Below are 20,295 nucleotides of genomic sequence, written 5' to 3' on the forward strand. Positions count from 1 at the left end.
ACGGGTCCCGATCAGCGGTTTCAGGGGGTGCGGGAGCCGTGGTGCTCGGGCCGTCGGGCCGTCCTGCGGCCCTCGTGGAGCGCGGGGCGACGGTCCGTGTGGGAGGCGGCGGCGGTGGCCGGGACGCCCGGTTTGTGCTCGACGGGCCTCCAGGCGGGCCGGCCGACGGCCATCAGCGGGTCGAAGATCACGACGACGCCCGCGAGCAGCAGGAAGGCGAGGGGGCCGATCAGCATCGGCGCGAGTGTGGACGCCGCGGGCGCGCCCCCGGCGGTGTGGGAGGCACCGTCGAGGTGGACGCCCAGGGCGGCCATTCCGGTGTAGTGCATGCCGCTGACCGCGAGCCCCATGACGAGGCTCGCGCCCACGCTCCACGCGAAGCCCCGCACCTGTCCGGCGGCCCACAGGGCGGCGGTGGCGGCGACGACGGCTATGACGACGGAGGCGGAGACGGTGAACGTGTTGTAGGTGAACCGCCCGTGGAAACTGACACCCGCCATGCCGAGGTAATGCATCGAGGCGACGCCCAGACCGGTGATCGTGCCGCCGGTGAAGAGCGGGGTTCCGGTGGCGCCCCGGTAGCCCACGATGAAGATCCCGACGCCGACCATCACGATGGCGAGCCCGAGACTCGCGTAGGTGAGCGGCTTGTCGTAGTGGATCTGCGTCTCCTCGATGCTGAAGCCCATCATGGCGACGAAGTGCATGGTCCAGATGCCGGAACCGATCGCCGCCGAGCCGAGGGCCAGCCAGGCGGGGCGCCGGGAGTGCGTGACCAGCAGAGACCTCGTGGTGCAGCGGAGACCCAGGGCGCCGCCGAGGCAGGCCATCAGATAGGCCACCAATGGGGTGACGGCCCCATAGCTGAATCCGTCGACCGTGCCTTGCATCCGCGGCTGCCCTTCCGCCTTCTTGCGTCCCGGAAAACTCGAATATGCCCCCGTCCCAGGACCGCGCGGGCGGTCAGGGTTGTCGCAGAGAGTATGACCCCCACCGGAATGGTCGAACGATTTTCCGGCAAAGAAACACGGCCTTGCCCCAGATGTGCGCCACCGGTGAGTGGTCTGGGACATCTCCATTCAGTGTGTGGCCATCGTGCGCCCGGGTGCCGTTGACCCTGAAGTGTCACTCTGGTGGCTGTCGGTATTCATTCGACGCGAGGAGTGTGCATGTACGTACGCGTAGTCGCCGCCACGGTCGCCGCGGCCCTGGGGACGGCGGCGGCCCTGCTGAGCCCCGGCTCCGACGCCCGGGCGGGCGAGCACGGTGTCCCCACGGTGATCGCTCACCGAGGCGCCTCCGCGTACGCGCCCGAGAACACGCTGGCCTCCATCGACAAGGCCGCCGAGCTGGGCTTCTCCTGGGTCGAGAACGACGTGCAGCGCACCAGGGACGGCGAGCTGGTCGTCCTGCACGACGACAGCCTGCAGCGCACCACCAACGTCGAGGACGTCTTCCCCGGCCGGGCGCCGTGGAAGGTGCGGGACTTCACCGCCGCCGAGATCGCCCGGCTGGACGCGGGCAGCTGGTACTCCCCCGCGTACGCGGGCGCGCGCGTGCCGACACTGAAGCAGTACATGCGGCGGGTCGAGCGCAACCACGAGAAACTGCTCCTGGAGATCAAGAACCCGGAGCTGTACCCGGGCATCGAGCAGCAGACGCTGAAGCTTCTCGGCAACGAGGGCTGGCTGAGCGGCGGTCATCTGCGCCGGCTGATCGTGCAGAGCTTCAGCGCCGACAGCATGCGCACCGTGCACGAGCTGAAGCCGGCGGTCACCACCGCCTACCTCGGCAAGCCCTCCGTGGCGCAGCTGCACCAGTTCGCCGGCTTCACGGATCTCATCAATCCGTCGTACGGGTCGCTCTCCCGGGGCTACGTCTCGACGGTGCATGCCTTCGACGGGCCGCACGGACGGCCGCTCGGGGTGTTCGCCTGGACGGTGGACGACGCGGCCACCGCCCGCAGGGCCGCGGGCTACGGCGTGGACGGGGTCATCAGCAACAAGCCCGACGTGGTGCGGGCGGCACTGGGTTCGGACTGAGCCGGCGGGCGTTGTCAGTGGCGGGTCGTACCGTGGGCGCATGGACAGCCATGGGCAGGACGAGCAGCGGGTCGTGTGGGCCGTGGTCGGCACGGACATCGGGCCGCTGATGCTGGCGGCGACCGGCGACGGCCTGGTCAACGTCGTCTTCCACGCCTCGGACGCGGTGCGTGACCAGGCGCTGGAGCGGCTGGCCGCCCGGCTGGGCGGCAGGCCGGCGGAGGAGCCGGACTCACCGCTGCTGGCGGAGGCGATACGCCAGCTGCGGGCGTACTTCGCGGGCGAGCGGCACGACTTCGACCTGCCGCTCGACTGGTCGCTGATCTCCGGCTTCAACCGGCAGGTGCTCCGCGAGCTGGCGTCCGGCGTGCCGTACGGCACCGTCGTGGGCTACGGCGATCTGGCAGGGCGCGTGGGGCAGCCCGGCGGGGCCCAAGCGGTCGGCGCGGCGATGGGGGCCAATCCGCTGCCCGTGGTGGTGCCGTGCCACCGGGTGGTGGAGAGCGACGGTGGCCTCGGCGGTTTCGGGGGCGGTCTCGAGACCAAGCGCAAGCTGCTCGCTCTGGAGGGTGTGCTGCCCGAGCCGCTGTTCTGACGGCCCGGGACGCAGCTTCGGCTCTGGTTCGGCTCAGGCCGGGCGAAAGACCCTTAGTCCTCGTAGTGCCGGGCCTCGAAGACGTTGCCGTCGGGGTCGCGGAAATAGAAGCTGCGCGTGGCGTCGCCGCGGGCGCCGGACAGGCCGGTGTCGATGCCCGACACGGGGACACCGTGTTCCTCGAGACGGGCGCGCAGGGCGTCGAAGTCGTCCCCGGGCAGGGACAGGCAGACATGGTTGACCGGGTGGCCCGCGCTCTCGACCGAGCCGGGCAGCATCGTCATCCGTGGGGCGAAGCTGTGCGGAGCGAGGTCGAGGATGGTCTCCTCGTTGACGCGTATGGAGGGGAAAGCCACCTTTCCTTCGGCGAACTCGGCGACTCTCATCGGCTCCAGACCGACGGCCGTCTCGTAGAAGGCGGCCGCGGCGACCGGATCGGCCACCCACAGGACGAGGTGGTCGAAACGCATGGTGTTCTTCGTCATGGGACCCAGGCTGGTGTCCTCCGCCCATGAGGCACAAGCGGTTTATCCGTGGTCCCTGCCCGCCAGAGATGAGGGAGGGACCGACGGACAGGAGGCGGACACGTGGTGCTGGTGCTGTCGGAAGAAGTCCGGGAGGCGATCGACGCGCGGCGGCCGGTGGTGGCTCTGGAGTCCACGATCATCGCGCACGGCCTGCCCCGCCCCCGCAATCTGCAGGTGGCCCTGGAGCTGGAGGACATGGTGCGGCGGGAGGGCGCCGTGCCGGCGACCGTCGCCCTGCTCGACGGGCGGCCCCGGGTCGGACTGGACAAGGAGCAGCTGGAGCGGGTCGCGAACGAGGACGGCATCCGCAAGCTGGGCCACCGCGATCTGCCGCTCGCCGTGGCGGCGGGAGCGAGCGGGGCGACGACGGTGTCGGCGACGGCGCAGCTGGCCGCGCTGGCGGGGGTCCGGGTGTTCGCCACGGGCGGTCTCGGCGGTGTGCACCGGGAGTGGACGGTGACGCAGGACGAGTCGGCCGATCTGGGGCTGCTGGCGCGTACCCGGATCACGGTGGTGTGCGCGGGCGTGAAGTCGATCCTGGACGTGCCGGCGACGCTGCAGCGGCTGGAGACGCTGGGGGTGGCCGTCGCCGGGTACGGCACGGACCGGTTCCCCGGCTTCTACCTGTCGGACTCGGGGCATCCGGTCGACTGGACGCTGGACACCCCGGAGCAGGTCGCCGACGTGATGCGGGCCCAGGACGGGCTGGGCGTGCCGGAGTCGGCTCTGATCGTCGCCCACCCGGTCCCGGAGGCGGATCAACTCGATCCCGGGCTGCACGCACGTGTGCTCGCCGACGCGCTGCGGGCCTGCGCCGAGCAGGGTGTCACCGGTCAGGCGGTGACACCGTTCCTGCTGGACTACCTGGTCCGGCACACGGAGGGCGCCTCGCTGAGCGCCAACCTGGCGGCGGTGCGCGGCAACGTCCGGCTGGCGGCGCGGATCGCCACGGCGTGGACCAGGGGGTGAGCACCGCCCGGAACGGAGCGCTGCTGGTCGTGGGGGACGTGGTGACGGACGTGGTAGCCCGGCACCGGGGACCGCTGGCGGCCGGCACCGACACGGCCGCCGTGATCCGGACGCTGCCGGGCGGCGCGGGCGCCAACGTCGCCTGCTGGGCGGCCCACGCGGGCTGCGGGGACGTCAGGCTGCTGGGGCGGGTGGGGGCGGACGCCGCCGCGTGGCACGAGCGGGAGCTGGTCGCGGGCGGGGTGCGGCCGCGGCTGGTGGTGGATCCGGAGGCGGCGACCGGGACGGTGGTGTGTCTCGTCGACGCGGGCGCGGCGGCCGAGCGGACGTTCCTGACGGACAGCGGGGCGTCCCTGCGGCTCGGTCCGGCCGACTGGTCGGACGCACTGCTCGACGGGGTGGCCCGGCTGCATCTGTCGGGCTACCTGCTGTTCACGGAGTCGAGCCGGGCGCTCGCCGGGACGGCGCTCGCGGCGGCACGCGCGCGTGGCGTGCCGGTGAGTCTGGACCCGGCGTCGGCCGGCTTCCTGCTGGAGCTGGGGGCGGAGCGTTTCCTGGCCTTCGCGGAGGGGCTGGACCTGCTCCTGCCCAGCCGGGACGAGGCGTGTCTGCTGACCGGGCTGCCGGATGCCGCGGACGCGGCGGCCAAGCTGAGCCGTCTCGTGCCGCTGGTGGTGGCCAAGGCGGGGGCGGACGGGGCGCTGGTGGCGCGTTCCGGCACGGTACTGGCCCGGGTGCCGGCCCAGTCGGCTACGCCCCGCGACACCACGGGCGCGGGTGACGCCTTCACCGGTGCTTTCCTCGCCGCGCTGCTCGCGGGCGCGGCCCCGCAGGAGGCGGCGGCACAGGGCTGCCGGGCGGGCGCGGAAGCGGTGCGACGGGTGGGCGGCAGACCACCGCACCGAGGCCACGGACGCTAGGCAGCGGCGAACGCCGGAGGCCACTGTCACTCCTCTTCCGGAGGCGGGTGGCCGTACGACTTCCGGAGGTGGGTGGCCGTACGACTTAGGGAGGCAGGTGGCCGTCCCACTTCCGAAGGCGGGTGGCCGTACGACGGCAGCCGAAACGGTCCGGCACTTCCCCATGCCCCACTGCGGGAGACCATTCCGCCGGTGCGGGAGCTACTCCTTGCGGCCCCAGGCCGAGATCATCGGGGCGGTGACCAGGTCCATGGAACCGGCCTCGACATCGGCCAGGTGCTGGTCGATCTCCGCGTCGGTGGCGAGGCCGGCGGCGACGAGCCGGTCCCGGATCTGACGGACCGTCGCGGCCTCCAGGGCGGTGCAGGCGGGCGAGGTCACGGGGAAGTACGCGTCCGCCTCGACGCCCCGCAGCCCGGCCTCCCGGAGGAGCCGCGGGAGTTTGCGCCCGTAGGACAGGTCGGCGCCGCGGTCGGCGAGCAGCTTGCGGAAGCCGTGGCGCAGCCGGTTGGCGAGCCGCTGCTCGGGACCGTGCTCGTCGGGGCAGATCAGGGGCTGGAGGGCGGGGTCGGCGTCCTCGATCAGCAGTCGTCCGCCGGGCCGCAGGGACTTGATCATGGATCGCAAGGCCCGTTCCCGGTCGGGTACATGGACGAGGACCAGCCGGGCGTGGACCAGGTCGAAGCCCTCCCCCGGCGGCTCCTCGGCGCCCACGTCGTGGACGCGGACCTCCACCGGCGGGCGGGCCGCGGGGGTCAGCCGTGAGGTGTCGATGTCGGTGGCGACGACCTGCCCGGCCGGTCCGACCCTTTCGGCGAGCCAGGACACGACGGAGGTGCCGCCGGCCCCGACTTCCCAGCAGCGCCGGCCCGGTCCGACACCGAGGTCTTCGAGGTGACGGAAGGTCGTGGGGTCGAAGAGGGCTGCGAAGGCGTCGAAGCGCCGGCCTGCCTCGTTCTGCTGGTTGTCCAGGAGGTATCCGTCGGAAGGCGTCATGCCCCCGATCATCCCGGTCACCCGGGTTGTCCGCCTCGACCGACCCTTCATCCACAGGCGGGAACAAAGCGGAACTCGCCCTTCCCACAGGCTTGCCCGCAGATCGACCGGGGCTGGCAGACTTGCGGAGCAAGGCGCGGAAGCGTTACGCGAGGAGATCCACACGAGGAGATCCGGATGTCCATGGCAGGGAATCTGCGGAAGGTCACGGGGCTGAGCAGGGTCGGCGGCCTGCGCAAGGTGGCGCGGCTGGCCCGGCGGCGGCCGCGCGTGGACCTGAGCCATCCCGCCAGGTCGCCCCTGGGCTCATCGGTGGTGAACTGCGTGACGTATCAGGACGGCCTGCGCGTGCCGGGGTGTGCCGACCTGGTGGATGCCGTACGGCTGGTGCGCAAGACCGGCGAGGGTTTCGTCTGGCTCGGGCTCCATGAGCCGACGGACCGGGAGTTCGCGGGGATCGCCGAGCTGTTCGACCTGCATCCGCTGGCGGTGGAGGACGCGGTCGAGGCTCACCAGCGGCCGAAGCTGGAGCACTACGGGGACACGCTCTTCACGGTGTTCAAGACCGTCTGCTACGTGGAGCACGAGCAGCTGACGGCGACCAGCGAGGTGGTGGACACCGGCGAGATCATGGTGTTCGTCGGCGAGGACTTCGTGATCACGGTGCGGCACGGACGGCACGGCTCACTCGGCCCGCTGCGCGAGGAGTTGGAGGCGGACCCGCTCCAGCTCGCCAAGGGGCCGGCAGCCGTACTGCACGCGATCGCCGACCACGTGGTCGACGACTATCTGAACGTCACGGACGCGGTGCAGGCCGACATAGACCAGGTCGAGACGGAGGTGTTCTCGGAGAACGGGGCACGTCTCGACCCGGGCCGCATCTACCAGATGAAGCGTGAACTGCTGGAACTGAAGCGAGCGGTGGTGCCGCTGGGCCGCCCCGTGGAGGACCTGGCCACCCGGCCCATCCGGGTCGTCGCCCCGGAGATACAGGCCTACTTCCGGGATGTGCTCGACCATCTGATCCGGGCCAAGGAACAGATCGCCGCGTTCGACGAACTGCTCAACTCCATCCTGCAGGCACATCTGGCGCAGGTGACCGTCGCGCAGAACGAGGACATGCGGAGAATCACGGCCTGGGCCGCGGTGATCGCCGTGCCGACGATGGTGTGCGGGGTGTACGGCATGAACTTCGACCACATGCCGGAGCTGCACTGGCAGTTCGGCTACCCGCTGATCATGACCGTGATGGCGGGGGCGTGTCTGGCGCTGTACCGGGGCTTCCGGCGCAACGGCTGGCTCTGAAGCCGGAGGGAAACCTGAGCCGGGCCCACGCACCGGCGCCATGGCCCGCGAGCCGAGCCGGATCCGAGGGTTCCGCCCCGTCGGATCAGCCGCTCCAGGCGGGGTGGCGCGGGTCGTCGGCGCGGACCAGGACGTCCGCCGTCGCGCTCGGGTCGGTCTCGGCGCCGTAGCGCTCGAAGGCCGGGAGGGTCCACTGGTCGGCCTCGGCGGTGCGGCGGCGCAGGGCACCCGGGGAGAGGAGGAGGTGCACGGTCAGGTCGAAGGGGAACCAGTGGCGCAGGAGGAGGGGGCCGTGGAGCAGCAGGATTCCGCCGGGAGGGAGTTGGACGTAGGGGCTGCGTGTGGCCCGGTCCGTGTCCGGATCCCACAGGTCGGGCAGGATCCGCCCACTGCCTCCGGGATCGAGCGGTCCGAAGACCTCGCGCCACAGGGCGCCCGTGTCGAACCACCCGCTGTAGTACGACTCCTCGTCCCGGTGCCCGTGCTCCAGCCGCAGCGAGGCCGGGCGCAGGAATCCCTCGGTACCGATGACGAGCGAGGGGCGGCCGCGCACCCGCAGCGCCTCCCCGACACGCGCGGCGAGGTCTCCCGGATGTGAGGCAGGGGCGCCATCGAAGCCGGCGCGCTGCCAGTTCCCTCCGTCGGCCGGGGCGGCACCGGCCAGGCGGTCGGCGAGCCGCTCGGCCAGCCGGTCCCAGGTGATGGCTTCGAGTCGCACAGAGCCCATGATGCCGGGCCGCCCGGGAGACCGGCGAGGGCGGTCAGGCAAGGGGGCCGGCCGCGCGGCGGGCCGCGGGCAGGGCGGGCAGGGCGGGCAGGGCAGGCATTCAACTTCCGGGAGGGCAAGGACTAGTTCCGTCGGCTCAAGAGCAGAGGGGGCGTGCGGGACCCGAAGAGCAGGACGAGTGGAAGAGAAGGACGGGAGGAGGAGAAGGTGCGGGCGGGGGCGGGAGGCGTGGGCGGGGACGGGGAAAGTACCGCGTATGGCGCTACCCACGACTCCCCACTCCCCCGGCCGGCTTGTCGTCGTCCAGCCGCTGAAGCGCAAGCGGTGTGCCGGCTGCCTGCGAGGTCCGCTGTCGCTGCTGGTGCTGGAGGAGGGAGCACCGCGGTGTCTGGACTGCGCCGACCTCGGGCACCTGGTGTTCCTGCCGCGCGGCGACACGGCCCTGACGCGCAGATCGCGGGAGGAGAGCACGCTGTCGGCGGTGGTGGTGCGGTTCAACCGGCGCAGGAGCCGCTACGAACGCCAGGGCGTGCTCGTGGAGGAGGCCGCGCTGGCCCGGGCCGAGGCGCGCTGTCTCGCGGACGCGGAGGCACGGCGTCGGCGGCGGGCCCGGGACGCACGGCGCAGGGCCGGGGAGGACGAGCGGTTCGCGGCCGCGTTCACCGCCGAGATCCTCCGGCTGTTCCCCGGGTGTCCGGCCGAGCGGGCCCGGGCGATCGCGGCCCACGCCTCGGTGCGGGGCAGCGGGCGGGTCGGGCGCAGCGCGGCCGGGCGGGCGCTGACCGAGGGGGCGGTGATCTCGGCGGTCGTGGCGGCCGTACGGCATGTGGACACGGCGTACGACCAGCTGCTGATGGCCGGGGTGCCTCGGTTCGAGGCACGACGCCGGATCACGCCGGCCGTGGAGAGCGTGCTGCGGGGCTGGCAGGGAGCCGGGGAGGACGCGGGCTGAGTGCGCGGGGAGAAGACCGGCCCGTAGGGAAAGATCCGTGCCGGACCGGCGCGGAGGGGACGACCCGTGCCGGAGACTGGGCCGGGTGGAGTGGAATGGGGGCGTGGAGATGATCGACGGGCCGTTCTTCGTGCTGGTCGTGGTGGGGATTGTGGGGACCGGGCTGGTGGCCGGTGTCTTCTGCGGGTTCTCGACCTTCGTGATGCGGGGGCTGGCGGCGTTGCCGCCCTCGCAGGGGGTCGCGGCGATGAACGCGATCAACGTCGCGGCCGTCCGGCCGGCCTTCATGGCCGTCTTCGCCGGATCGGCGGCGCTGAGTGCGCTGATCGCGGTGGTGACGTTCGTCGTGTGGCCGGACGAGGGGACGGTGGAGCTGCTGCTGGGCAGCGCGTTGTACCTGGCCGGCTCGTTCGGGCTGACGATCGTCGCGAACGTTCCCCGCAACGACCGGCTGGCCGGACTCTCGCCAGGTGCGCAGGAGGCCGCCGACTACTGGCCGGCGTATGTACGCGAATGGACGTTCTGGAACCACGTCCGGACCGTCGCCTCGGCCGCGGCGTCCCTCGTCTACATACTGGCGCTCGCCTGATTCTCGGGCGCACGCGGTCGCACGCAGGCTCACCGAGCCCACCGGGCGCCGCCGACCCTGGAAGTCGGCTGAGAACCTCCCGGAGCCGGCCCGTCCCGTGCTGAGGAAACCCCGGGAGAAAGCGCTGTCCGCCACTCTGCGCGGCTGTCGGCGGGGACGTATCGTGGCCGAAAGAGTGCCGCCCGAAGACGCACGGCCCTTCGTACACCCGGTGCCACCGGTGCCCGTACGCGAGGAAGACGCCATGGCCGATCCCAAGGGGTTCATGACCACGCCGCGCCAGGAGTGGCCGCGGCGGCCCGTCGAGCAGCGGGTGCGGGACTGGGACGAGGTGTACGTCCCGGGAGCGCTGCTGCCCATCATCAGCAAGCAGGCCGACCGCTGCATGGACTGCGGCGTCCCGTTCTGTCACCAGGCCTGCCCGCTGGGAAACCTCATCCCCGAGTGGAACGACCTGGTCTCACGGGAGGACTGGCGGGCCGCGAGCGACCGGCTGCACGCCACCAACAATTTCCCCGAGTTCACCGGCAGGCTGTGCCCGGCGCCGTGCGAGGCGGGGTGTGTACTGGCGATCAACCAGCCGGCCGTCACCATCAAGAACGTCGAGTGCGCCATCGCGGACAAGGCGTGGGAGGAGGGGTTCACTCCGGCCCGGCCGCCCGAGCGGCTGTCCGGGAAGACGGTCGCCGTCGTCGGCTCCGGGCCCACCGGACTGGCCGCGGCGCAGCAGCTGACCCGGGCCGGGCACACGGTCGCGGTGTACGAGAAGGACGATCGGATCGGCGGGCTGATGCGGTACGGCATCCCCGAGTTCAAGATGGAGAAGCGGCATCTGGAACGGCGCATCGAGCAGATGCGGGCCGAGGGGACGAAGTTCCGTACCTCGACGGCGGTCGGCCGGGACGTTCCGGCGGAGGAGCTGCGCACCCGGTACGACGCGGTGGTGATCGCGACGGGTGCGACGGCGTGGCGGGAACTCCAGGTGCCGGGCCGCGCGTTGAACGGGATACACCAGGCGATGGAGTATCTGCCGCTTTCGAACCGGGTGCGTGAGGGGGATCTGGAGGCTTCGCCGCTGTCGGCGGCCGGCAAGCACGTGGTGATCGTGGGCGGCGGGGACACCGGCGCGGACTGTCTGGGCACCGCGGTGCGCGAGGGGGCCGCGTCCGTGAGCCAGCTGGACATCTACGCGCAGCCGGACACGGAGCGCGACGAGGACAGCGAGCCGTGGCCGACGTACCCGAAGATCTACCGGCTGTCGGCCGCGCACGAGGAGGCGGGGGAGCTGCGGACGGCGCCGGCGGCGGACGCGGACGCGCGGCTGTTCGCGGCGTCCACACTGCGCTTCACGGGGGACGAGAGGGGGTGGGTGCGGTCACTGCATCTGGTGGAGGTGGACGAGCGGCGGGTTCCGGTGCCGGACACCGGGCGGACGCTCCCGGCCGACCTGGTGCTGCTCGCCCTCGGGTTCTCCGGGCCCACGCGGGAGGACGGGCTGATCGACCAGTTGGGGCTGGCGCTGCGGCCGCGCGGCACGATCGCCCGGGACGACGGCTTCGCGACCAACGTCCCCGGGGTGTTCGCCGCCGGTGACGCGGCGCGCGGGCAGTCGCTCATCGTGTGGGCGATAGCGGAGGGACGGGCGGTCGCGGCGGCCGTCGACCGCTATCTGACGGGGCGTTCCCGGCTCCCGGCCCCGATCACGCCCACGGACCGGCCGATGGTGGTCTGAGCCGTGCCCGAGGGGTCGGGGCGGGCCGGGGCCACCGCCGCCGGCGGGGTGGTCAGGCGGTGCGCTCGTCCGTGCCCGCGATCTTCCCCGTGGCGAGGGCGACGCGGTTCCACGTGTTGATCGCGAGGATCAGGGAGAGTACCTGAGCCAGTTCCTCTTCCTCGAACCGCGCGGCGGCCTCGGCGTAGACGGCGTCGGGAACGCCGCCGTCGGCGACGAGGGTCACCGCCTCCGTCAGGGCGAGGGCGGCCTGTTCCTTCGGAGTGAAGAAGTGCCGGGCCTCGCGCCAGACGGCGACCATGTGGAGCCGGTCCTCGCTCTCGCCTGCCTTGCGGGCGTCGTTGGTGTGCATGTGCAGGCAGTAGGCGCAGTGGTTGAGGTGGGAGGCGCGGATCTGGATCAGTTCGACCAGGGCCGGGTCGAGGCCGGCGCGGGCGGCGGCGTCGAGGCCGATGATCGCGCGGAAGACCTTCGGTGCGGACTTGGCGAAGTCCAGGCGGCTGCGGACGGCCTCGGCGGCGGCGATCCCGGTGGTGATGTCGGTGGCGGCGGCGTTCGTGTTCGTCGTCATGCCTTGAATCTACGAGGCGGAAAGACCGGTTGTAGGGTGCATCTCCATGATGGAATCATGGGTCAATTCAGCGGAGCGGGTCGGGTCCGACCTGCATCTGGAGCTGTCGGGACCCGGGAGCCGGCGGGCGGCGCTGACCGGGGCGCTGCGGGAGGCCGTGCGCAGCGGCCGACTGGCGCCGGGCACCCGGCTGCCCCCGTACCGGTCGCTCGCCGCCGACCTGGGCGTGGCCCGCAACACGGTGGCCGACGCCTACGCGGAACTGGTCGCGGAGGGCTGGCTGACCGCCCGGCAGGGTTCCGGGACCCGGGTCGCCATGGGGCTGCCTTCCACGGCTTCCGGGCCGTGGCGGAAGGCCGGGCCGTCGCGGCAGAACCCGCGGACGCCCGTGCGGGCGCCGCTGCGCGCGCGGGGCCCGCGGCACGACCTGCGGCAGGGCACGCCGGACGCGTCGGCCTTCCCGCGGGCCGCCTGGACGGCCTCGTACCGCCGGGCGCTGCAGGCGGCGCCGAGCGAGGCGTTCGGGCCGGGCGATCCCGCCGGGCGCCTGGAGCTGCGCCAGGCACTGACCGAATACCTGGCACGCGCGCGTGGGGTGCGTACCGAGCCGGACCGGATCGTGATCTGCTCGGGCTTCGCGCACGCGCTGCGGCTCCTCTTCGGCCGGGGCACGAAGGACGGGCCGGCCGCGGGCGGGGTGCTGCGCGGTCCGCTCGGCGTGGAGGCGTACGGGCTGGGCTTCCACCGTGATCTGCTCGCGGCGGCAGGGACACGCACCGTACCGCTGCCGCTCGACGAGGACGGGGCGCGGGTGGAGGGGCTCGGGCGCGAGCGGGCCGTGCTGCTGACGCCCGCGCACCAGTTCCCGACCGGCGGCCCGCTGCACCCGGAACGCCGGGCGGCGGTGATCGACTGGGCACGCGCGCGGGGGGCGGTGGTGCTGGAGGACGACTACGACGGCGAGTTCCGCTACGACCGGCGGCCCGTGGGCGCGCTGCAGGGTCTCGATCCGGAGCGGGTGATCCACATCGGGTCGGTCAGCAAGAGTCTGTCACCGGCACTGCGGCTGGGCTGGATGGTCCTGCCGCAGCACTGTGTCCAGCCGGTGCTGGCGGCGAAGGGCGAGCGGGAGGCGTGGGCGAGCGTCCTGGACCAGCTCGCTCTCGCGGACTTCGTCGCCTGTGGGTCGTACGACCGTCATGTGCGGCGCATGCGGCAGTCGTACCGGCGCCGGCGTGACCGGCTCGTCGCCGCGCTCGCCGAACAGGCGCCGCACATCGAGGTGACGGGCATCGCGGCGGGGCTGCACGCCGTGCTGCGGCTGCCGCCCGGCACGGAACGGTCGACGGTGAAGGCCGCCAGGTGGCAGGGCGTCGCCCTCGACGGTCTCGCCGCGTTCCGGCATCCGCAGAGCCCGACGGCCGTCGGCGACGGACTGGTGGTGGGGTACGCGACCCCGGCCGAACACGCCTACGGGGCCGCCCTGGAGGCGCTGTGCGAGGCGCTCCCGCCGGCGTGAGCCCGGGGGAACGGGTGCCCTGACGTCCCGCAACGGGGCCCGCACGGGCGGGCCGGCCGCGGGACAGGCGCGGGCCGGTTCAGAGATCGGGGATCGGCGGCGGTGACGTGAACACCCGCGTGCCGATGACCGGCGTCGAAGCCGGGCACGGCATTGATCCGGCCTGCCGGAGTGGTACCGGCCGGCCGGGGGGTAGCGAGTACTGACGAAGGAAGGATCCGCTGCCTGCGCACCTGAACCGGGAACCACCGTAGGCGGAGCGCACGTGCCACGCAGCCCGATTTCGCGGGCGTGCCACGGCTCACGCCCCACCGCCGGCTCACGGCCGGCGCGCCACCGCCGTCCTGCCGCTCACGCGTCCCCGCCGGCTCACGGCTTGCGCGCCACCGCTCCGTACCCCGGAATGACGCCGTCGTCCTGGCCGGGCACCGGTTCGCCCAGTTCGGGATGCCACTGGTGCACGACCCGCACGCCGGGGTCGACCAGTTCGAGGCCGGTGAAGAAGCGGGCGACCTCCTCACGGGTGCGCAGGGCGAGGGTGATGCCGGCGGTCTTCAGGTTCTCGGTGGCCGTCGCCGACTCCTCGGGGGTGAAGTCGGCGGTGGCGTGGGTCATCATCAGGTAGCTGCCGGACGGCAGGGCGGACAGCAGCCGGGAGACGAGGTCGTGGGCGCCGTCCTCGTCGGAGATGAAGTGCAGCAGGGCGACGAGGGAGAGGGCGACCGGCCGGCCGAGGTCCAGGATCCGCCCGGCGCCTTCGATGATCGCGCCCGGGTCGCGCACGTCGGCCTGGAGATACTCGGTGACACCCTCCGGGGTGCTGCGCAGCAGGGCGGCCGCGTGGGCCAGCACGATCGGGTCGTTGTCGCAGTAGACGACCCGGGCGTCGGGCGCGATCCGCTGGGCGACCTGGTGCAGGTTCGGCTCGGTGGGTATGCCGGTGCCGACGTCCAGGAACTGCCGTACGCCCTGCTGGGCCAGCCAGCGCGTGGCGCGGTGCATGAACGCGCGGTTGACCCGGGCCATCACCGGCACCCGGGGCTCCAGGGCCAGCATCTGCCGGCCCATCGCCTCGTCGACGGGGTAGTTGTCCTTGCCGCCGAGGTACCAGTCGTACATCCGCGCGGGATGCGGCTTGCTGGTGTCGATCCCGATGGCCGTCGTGTCCTGGCCTGTCATGCGGCACTCCGTAAGCGTCGGACACACTGGAAGATCAAGTCACTGACACGATAAGGAAGTTGAGCAAAAGACAAAAACCGTCCACGGCCCCGGTGCCCGGCCACGGATGTGTTCAGGACAGCAGGAAGTCGGCCTCCCCGGCTTTGGCGCCCTCGATGAAGGCGGTCATCTCGTCCCTGGTGTAGATCAGCGCCGGCCCGTCCGGGTCGGTCGACTGGCGCACCGCGATCCGGCCGTCGGCCAGCTTCATCGCCTCCAGGCAGTTCCCTCCGTTGCCGCCGCTCCAGGGCTTGTGCCACCCCTCGCTGCCCAACTCCCGTGCGGGCATGCCGTTGTAGACGCGTCCGCGCGGCCTGATGCGGTCCATTCACAGCTCCTCGCGGAGATCCCGGAGGATCTCCTTCGTGCGTTGTGCCGTTGCGGCCTGCGCCGCCATGCGGTCCATGACCTCCAGGTGGGTCGCCACCTCGGTGCGCGCGTCCAGGTAGACGGCGCCGGTCAGGTACTCGCTGTAGACCATGTCCGGCAGTTCTGACATGGCAAATCGGAACAGCACGAAGGGCCCGTACGTTCCCGGGTGCGGCCCGTCGGCGAACGGGGCGACCTGGAGCGTCACATGGGCCAGCCTCGTGGCCTCGAGCAACTTGTCGATCTGCGCGCGCATCACCTCCGGTCCGCCGACCGGGCGGCGCAGGGCGGTCTCGTCCATCACCGCCCAGAAGCGGGGGGCGTCGGGGCGGGTGAGCAGGTCCTGGCGTTGCATGCGCAGCGCGACATGCCGCTCGATGTCCTCCGGGCTCGTCTGGCCGATGGCACCGGACTTCAGCACGGCGCGGGCGTAGTCCTCGGTCTGCAGCAGGCCGGGGACGAAGTGCGGCTCGTAGGAGCGGATGAGACCGGCCGCGCCCTCGAGACTGACGTACATCGAGAACCAGTTCGGCAGGATGTCGTGGAACCGCTGCCACCAGCCGGGCCGGTTCGCCTCCTCGGCCAGCTGGACGAAGAGCTCGGCCTCGTCCTCGGGGACGCCGTACGCCTTCAGCAGCAGTTGCAGGTAGGGGATTTTGAGGGCGACCTCGGCCATCTCCATGCGGCGGACGGTGGCGGGAGCCACGCGGAGGACGCGGGCGGCCTCCTCACGCTTCAGACCGGCGCGTTCCCGCAGGTCCAGCAGGCGCCGGCCGAGGACCACCTGGCCCACCGTCGGCGCGGACCGCGGTTCGCTCACGCTCCCACCTCCACCGTAAGCCTCCACCGAAGGATTCCTGACAGCCCTACGGCGCCATTCGAAGGTTCATTCGAAGATCGGGTCGGATCTCCGACGACTCCAATTGGCGCCGCGCGAGGTGCTGTTGCGTGCAGTGTGCCACGGCCTCTGACCGAGTCACACCGCACTCTGCAATTTTCAGAGTGACTCTTGCCAAGTGTCCGCGGCAGGGAGATAGTGGCAGGCGTGATTCCGTCCGCGCCTTTAGGAACAGACGCCGCCGCAGACCGTTCCGGTCTCGGCGCCGACCGGGGTCCCACCGCGTCGACCGGTTCGAGCGTGGGGGAGCGAGCAGTCCCCCAGGGCGGCGCCGCCGAGCACAGGTTCCGCTTCGAGCTGGCCGCGCATCCGGGTTCCGTGGCCCGGGCGAGAAATCTGGCGCGCGCCCGGCTGTCCGGCTGGTCGGTCTGCGCGGACACCTGTGACAACGCGGCCCTGGTCGTGTCCGAACTGGTCACCAACGCGATCGTGCACACAGCGAGCAGCCGGGTCGTGTGCGAACTGCACGACCACGACGGCATGGTGCGCATAGCCGTACGAGACGAGGGCTGTGCTCCTGGCGAACCCCACCCGTCACCGCAGCGACCCGACGAGGAGCACGGGAGGGGATTGCTTCTCGTCGACGCGCTGTGCCGGGCCTGGGGTGCCCAGGAGCACGGCCCCGGCCTGCTGGTCTGGGCGGAACTGCCCCGCCGGACCGAAGCGGCCGGAGACACCGGCGAGGCGCGGTGCGACCTCGGCTGGGGTGCCCGCCCGAAGCCGGGTCGCCCGGTCGACTCCGACGAGGACCAGTCGGCCGAGGCGAGCGGGCGGTCGCCTGAGCAGCACCGGCACGGGGCGGTGGAGCGACACCGGTCCACCCGTCCGGAGCAGCACTCGCACCCCGCGCATGCCGAGCAGCAGCCGCACTCCGCGCATGCCGAGCAGCACCCGCACGCGGCGCTCCCCCAGCAGCACAGACACGCCGCACACCCCGAGCAGCATCCACACGCCACCCCCACCGAGCAGCACCGGCACGTCACGCGTCCCGAGCAGCACCGGCACACGGCGCCGGAGCGGCACCCGTACCGCGCTCCGGAGCAGCGCCCTCGCGGGGAGCGGGCGTGACGGGCGCCGGCGACGCCGGACAGCCCGGTGGCACCGGAGCCGGACAGGAGCACGTCATCGGTCCCCACATGCGTACCGGCCAGGAGCACGCCATCGGCCTGAACACCCTCGTGCGCCTGCAGCGCCGGCGCCCGGCCCCGGATCCGGGCCGTCGTCTGCCGCTGCCGGACGGCATGACGGCTCCGCTCGGCTATGACGCCGTCGCCGTGCCCGACCGCCTCGGCCCGCTCGTCGTACCCCGGTTGCCGCGGGTGGGATGCGTGTACACCGACGGTTCGCACTGGTGGTGGATCGTTCCGTCGGACTCCGACTACGCCCTGCCCTGGCCGGCCCCGGCCCAGTACGCCGCGGGCGCCCTGGTCACCGGTGCCGCCCGGCTGATCCACCGCCCCGAGGGCACGGTCCCGTACACCCCGCCGATCCCGCTGTACCTGGCCCTGTGCCGGGTGACGGACACGACTCCGGACTGGTCGCGCGCCGTATCGGCGTAACCGCCACGCCCACCGCCACCGCCCCCGCCGGGGGTCCGCCACCACGGTCCTCGCGGGCGCACCCAGCCTCACGGCAACCACCGGTCCCCCGCCCCCAGCCTCACGGCAACCACCGGCCGCCCGGCCACATCAGCCCCACCGCCACCACCGGCCGCCCGCGCCCACCCCCGCGACCACCACCGGCCGCCCCCACCCAGCCCCGTGGCCAGTCCGCACCGCAGCGCGACCCGGGCCTCACGCACCCACCGTCACCGCGCCGGCCTCACCCAGCCGCAGTCACTGCACACGCCTCACCCACCCGCCGTCACCGGGCGCCACGCTCCGCACGCCCCCGCCGCACGACCCACGTTCGGCCGCCCACCGCCGCGGGGACCGCGCTCCCGTCGCGCCCCTCGTGCGTTCCCTCGCGCCCTGCCAAAGCGCCGCCCCGGCCGCGATAGTGGCCGTTCCGTCGCGGTCCGGGAGGTCACGGTGAGAAAGAGGCGGGAGGCGGCCGACCCTGCGGTGTCGGCGTCCGAGAGGCTGCTGTTCGGCGGGCCGCTGCGGTACGACATGGGCTGGAACCAGCACGCGGACGCCTTCCTCACGCTGAGCTTCCGGGCCATGCTGCTGCGGCTGCCCGGCATGCTGGCGTCCAGTCTGCGGCTGGCCCGGCAGGCCGACGCGCGGGCTGCACGTGTGGTGCTGGCCGCCGAGGTGAGCCGGGGCATGGCCCAGGCGGTGAGTCTGCTGGCCGTGAACAACGCGCTCGGCAAGCTGCTCACCGGCGCGGACATCGAGCAGCGGCTGCGCTCGGCCGGCCCCGCCCTCGTCGTGATGGCCGCCGTGATGCTGGTCGCCGCGCTGCTGCGGGCCGCCTCGACCTACGCCACGGGACGGCTGGAGCCCAAGGTGGAGCGGGTGGCGACCGAGCTGTACCTGGAGCGCGCGGCGAACGTCGAGCTGGCCGCGATCGAGGACCACGCCTTCCACAAACTGCTGGACACCGCCCAGTACGGCGCCCGGTCCGCCCGGCACATGATCGCTTACGGCGCCCGGGTCATCAACGCCATGATCTCGCTGGTCGCCGCGGCGGGCGTACTCACCGTGCTGCATCCGGCGCTGCTGCCCCTGCTGGTCACCATGACCCTGCCCAGCGCCTGGAGCGCGCTCACCAACGCCCGGCGGCGCTACGAGTCCTTCCACACCTGGGTGCAGCACGCCCGGGCCGGCCAGCTGATCAGCAGCCTGCTCACCGAGCCGGCCGCGGCCCCCGAGATCCGGGTGCACGGGGTGGGCCCGTTCCTGTTGCGCCACTTCCGGTCCATGTCGGAGACCGCGGAGGCGGAGCAGGCCCGGCTGTCCCGGCTGGCCGCCCGGACCGGTCTGATCGCCGCGGCCTGGACGGGCCTCGCGACCCTCGCGACGTACGCGACGCTGGGCGCGCTGCTGCTGGGCGGCGCGATGGCCCTGTCGGTGGCCGGTACGGCGGTGATCGCGATCCGCACGGGTGCGGCGAGCCTGGACACGCTCGTGCTGGAGATCAACCAGCTGCACGAGGAGGCCCTGTTCGTGGGCGATCTGCAGCGGCTGTACGCCGAGGCGGCCGAGCGGGCCATCCCGGCGGGCGGGGAGCCGCTGCCGGAGGACCCGAAGGAGATCCGCTTCGAGAACGTCAGCTTCAGCTATCCGCACGACGCGCACCCGGAGCCGGCGGACGCGCACTCGGGTGACTCCCGTCCGCAGGTCCCCCGTCCCGCCCTCGACGACGTCTCCCTCACCCTCCCCCTCGGCCGGATCATCGCGCTCGTCGGCGAGAACGGCTCGGGCAAGACCACGCTGGTCAAGCTGTTGGCGGGGCTGTACACGCCGGACCGGGGCCGGATCCTGTGGGACGGCGTCGACGCCGCGCGCGCCGACCGGCGGCGGCTCGCCGAACGCATCGCGATGGTGGCCCAGGACTTCAAGCGCTGGCCGTTCACCGCCCGGGTGAACGTGGCCGTCGGCCGCTCCACCGCACCGATGACCGAGGAGCGTCTGGCCGCGTCGATCGCCGAGGCGGGGGCCGAGGAGGTGGTCGCGGATCTGCCGCGCGGTCTGGACACGCTGCTGGCCCGGAACTTCAGCGGCGGGCACGAACTGTCCGGCGGCCAGTGGCAGCGGCTGGGCATCGCCCGGGCCGCCTACCGGCGCGGGAACATCCTGATCGTGGACGAGCCGACGGCGGCGCTGGACGCGCGGGCCGAGCTGGAGGTCTTCGAGAAGATCCGGGCACTGGCGGGCGGCGGGCAGACGGTCGTGCTGATCACCCACCGGCTGGCCTCTGTCCGGCACGCCGACCTGGTGCATGTGCTGGAACAGGGGCGCCTGGTGGAGTCCGGTACCCCGGAGGAACTGCTGGCCGGAGGCGGTGTCTACGCCGAGCTGTACTCGCTCCAGGCACAGCAGTTCACGGCGGGGTCGGGGACGGCCGGATCGGCATCGGCACCGCCCTCGACGCCACCGCGTCCACCGGCGGACCGCAAGGTACCCGCGCCGAAGCCGGCCTGAGCCGCTCCACCCGGGCCCCGCCCCGTCCCGGTACCCCGGCCCCGGAGCCGGCTCACTCGGTGCCGCCGCCCCCGCGGACGATCACCAGGAACGTGTCCGTGGCGAGGTCCATGACGACCTCGGCGGGCAGGCCTTCCTGACGCCGCGCGTGCGCGAACTCCTCGGCGGGCCAGGAGCCCCGCGGACCGCCGGCGGGAAAGCGTTCGAGCACCGTTCGCCCGTTCACCATCTCGCACCTCCAGAAGCGTCGTTCGTGTAGGAGTTAACGCTCTGGAGGG

Annotated in this window: 20 protein-coding genes and 1 pseudogene; 12 read left to right on the forward strand and 9 right to left on the reverse strand. The window is 72.6% G+C overall.

The window, feature by feature from the left end:
- Positions 1-20: 20 nt before the first annotated feature.
- Positions 21-890, reverse strand: coding sequence for an MHYT domain-containing protein (locus FHS34_RS33615; RefSeq protein WP_184972558.1), 870 nt, complete (start codon positions 888-890; stop codon positions 21-23).
- Positions 891-1,169: 279 nt separating this feature from the next.
- Between FHS34_RS33615 and FHS34_RS33620 the strand changes: the two genes are divergently transcribed.
- Together FHS34_RS33620 and FHS34_RS33625 are read left to right on the forward strand one after the other, a co-directional pair.
- The gene (locus FHS34_RS33620) at positions 1,170-2,042 is read left to right on the forward strand and encodes a glycerophosphodiester phosphodiesterase (RefSeq protein WP_184972560.1); all 873 of its coding nucleotides are present in this window, start codon (positions 1,170-1,172) and stop codon (positions 2,040-2,042) included.
- Positions 2,043-2,082: 40 nt separating this feature from the next.
- Positions 2,083-2,637, forward strand: coding sequence for a methylated-DNA--[protein]-cysteine S-methyltransferase (locus FHS34_RS33625; RefSeq protein WP_184972562.1), 555 nt, complete (start codon positions 2,083-2,085; stop codon positions 2,635-2,637).
- Between the two features lie 53 nt (positions 2,638-2,690).
- Here the strand turns inward: FHS34_RS33625 and FHS34_RS33630 are convergent, their stop codons facing one another.
- Positions 2,691-3,122, reverse strand: a complete 432-nt coding sequence (locus FHS34_RS33630; protein WP_184972564.1) for a VOC family protein — start codon at positions 3,120-3,122, stop codon at positions 2,691-2,693.
- Positions 3,123-3,224: 102 nt separating this feature from the next.
- Here FHS34_RS33630 and FHS34_RS33635 point away from each other — a divergent pair, with 102 nt between their 5' ends.
- On the forward strand, positions 3,225-4,133 hold the full coding sequence (locus FHS34_RS33635) for a pseudouridine-5'-phosphate glycosidase (protein WP_184972566.1): 909 nt from the start codon (positions 3,225-3,227) through the stop codon (positions 4,131-4,133).
- Entirely contained in the window at positions 4,118-5,053 is a 936-nt protein-coding gene (locus tag FHS34_RS33640) for a carbohydrate kinase family protein (protein WP_184972568.1), read from the forward strand. Before FHS34_RS33635 ends, FHS34_RS33640 begins: the two co-directional genes overlap by 16 nt.
- A 201-nt stretch (positions 5,054-5,254) precedes the next feature.
- Here FHS34_RS33640 and FHS34_RS33645 read toward each other — a convergent pair whose 3' ends face one another.
- Entirely contained in the window at positions 5,255-6,049 is a 795-nt protein-coding gene (locus FHS34_RS33645) for a methyltransferase domain-containing protein (RefSeq protein WP_184972570.1), read from the reverse strand.
- A gap of 177 nt (positions 6,050-6,226) precedes the next feature.
- Here FHS34_RS33645 and corA point away from each other — a divergent pair, with 177 nt between their 5' ends.
- Entirely contained in the window at positions 6,227-7,354 is a 1,128-nt protein-coding gene (gene corA / locus FHS34_RS33650) for a magnesium/cobalt transporter CorA (protein ID WP_184972572.1), read from the forward strand.
- Positions 7,355-7,439: 85 nt separating this feature from the next.
- On the opposite strand, the gene FHS34_RS33655 is transcribed toward corA, so the two are convergent.
- Complete coding sequence (locus FHS34_RS33655) at positions 7,440-8,081, reverse strand: nucleoside/nucleotide kinase family protein (RefSeq protein ID WP_184972574.1); 642 nt, start codon at positions 8,079-8,081, stop codon at positions 7,440-7,442.
- A 256-nt stretch (positions 8,082-8,337) separates the two neighbouring features.
- Here FHS34_RS33655 and FHS34_RS33660 point away from each other — a divergent pair, with 256 nt between their 5' ends.
- The 3 genes from FHS34_RS33660 to FHS34_RS33670 all read left to right on the forward strand — a co-directional run bounded on the left by FHS34_RS33660 (position 8,338) and on the right by FHS34_RS33670 (position 11,354).
- The gene (locus FHS34_RS33660; RefSeq protein WP_184972576.1) at positions 8,338-9,033 is read left to right on the forward strand and encodes a DUF2293 domain-containing protein; all 696 of its coding nucleotides are present in this window, start codon (positions 8,338-8,340) and stop codon (positions 9,031-9,033) included.
- A 109-nt stretch (positions 9,034-9,142) separates the two neighbouring features.
- Entirely contained in the window at positions 9,143-9,622 is a 480-nt protein-coding gene (locus FHS34_RS33665; RefSeq protein ID WP_184972696.1) for an anthrone oxygenase family protein, read from the forward strand.
- Between the two features lie 244 nt (positions 9,623-9,866).
- Complete coding sequence (locus tag FHS34_RS33670) at positions 9,867-11,354, forward strand: glutamate synthase subunit beta (protein ID WP_184972578.1); 1,488 nt, start codon at positions 9,867-9,869, stop codon at positions 11,352-11,354.
- A gap of 52 nt (positions 11,355-11,406) precedes the next feature.
- Here FHS34_RS33670 and FHS34_RS33675 read toward each other — a convergent pair whose 3' ends face one another.
- A complete protein-coding gene (locus tag FHS34_RS33675; RefSeq protein ID WP_221509789.1) occupies positions 11,407-11,925 on the reverse strand; it encodes a carboxymuconolactone decarboxylase family protein in 519 nt (172 codons plus the stop codon).
- Positions 11,926-11,971: 46 nt separating this feature from the next.
- On the opposite strand from FHS34_RS33675, the gene pdxR reads away from it, so the two are divergent.
- A complete protein-coding gene (gene pdxR, locus FHS34_RS33680; protein ID WP_184972580.1) occupies positions 11,972-13,444 on the forward strand; it encodes a MocR-like pyridoxine biosynthesis transcription factor PdxR in 1,473 nt (490 codons plus the stop codon).
- A gap of 369 nt (positions 13,445-13,813) precedes the next feature.
- Here the strand turns inward: pdxR and FHS34_RS33685 are convergent, their stop codons facing one another.
- From FHS34_RS33685 to FHS34_RS33695, 3 genes are all read right to left on the reverse strand, one after another.
- The gene (locus FHS34_RS33685; protein ID WP_184972582.1) at positions 13,814-14,623 is read right to left on the reverse strand and encodes an SAM-dependent methyltransferase; all 810 of its coding nucleotides are present in this window, start codon (positions 14,621-14,623) and stop codon (positions 13,814-13,816) included.
- Positions 14,624-14,735: 112 nt separating this feature from the next.
- Positions 14,736-14,990: a DUF397 domain-containing protein gene (locus FHS34_RS33690; protein ID WP_184972584.1), complete on the reverse strand. Its 255-nt coding sequence runs from the start codon at positions 14,988-14,990 to the stop codon at positions 14,736-14,738.
- Complete coding sequence (locus FHS34_RS33695) at positions 14,991-15,851, reverse strand: Sco1979 family transcriptional regulator (RefSeq protein WP_184972586.1); 861 nt, start codon at positions 15,849-15,851, stop codon at positions 14,991-14,993.
- A gap of 189 nt (positions 15,852-16,040) precedes the next feature.
- On the opposite strand from FHS34_RS33695, the pseudogene FHS34_RS42865 reads away from it, so the two are divergent.
- The 3 genes and pseudogenes from FHS34_RS42865 to FHS34_RS33710 form a co-directional block, all read left to right on the forward strand.
- Positions 16,041-16,727, forward strand: a pseudogene (locus FHS34_RS42865) (ATP-binding protein); the annotation flags it as partial.
- A 338-nt stretch (positions 16,728-17,065) separates the two neighbouring features.
- Complete coding sequence (locus tag FHS34_RS33705; protein ID WP_184972699.1) at positions 17,066-17,488, forward strand: hypothetical protein; 423 nt, start codon at positions 17,066-17,068, stop codon at positions 17,486-17,488.
- Between the two features lie 471 nt (positions 17,489-17,959).
- Positions 17,960-20,017 (forward strand): ABC transporter ATP-binding protein, encoded by a 2,058-nt coding sequence (locus FHS34_RS33710; protein WP_225817753.1) that lies wholly within the window; start codon positions 17,960-17,962, stop codon positions 20,015-20,017.
- Positions 20,018-20,069: 52 nt separating this feature from the next.
- On the opposite strand, the gene FHS34_RS33715 is transcribed toward FHS34_RS33710, so the two are convergent.
- Positions 20,070-20,246 (reverse strand): DUF8839 family protein, encoded by a 177-nt coding sequence (locus tag FHS34_RS33715; protein WP_184972590.1) that lies wholly within the window; start codon positions 20,244-20,246, stop codon positions 20,070-20,072.
- Between the last annotated feature and the right edge of the window lie 49 nt (positions 20,247-20,295).

It is taken from the genome of Streptomyces echinatus (assembly GCF_014203595.1).
Taxonomy (GTDB): Bacteria; Actinomycetota; Actinomycetes; order Streptomycetales; family Streptomycetaceae; genus Streptomyces; species Streptomyces echinatus.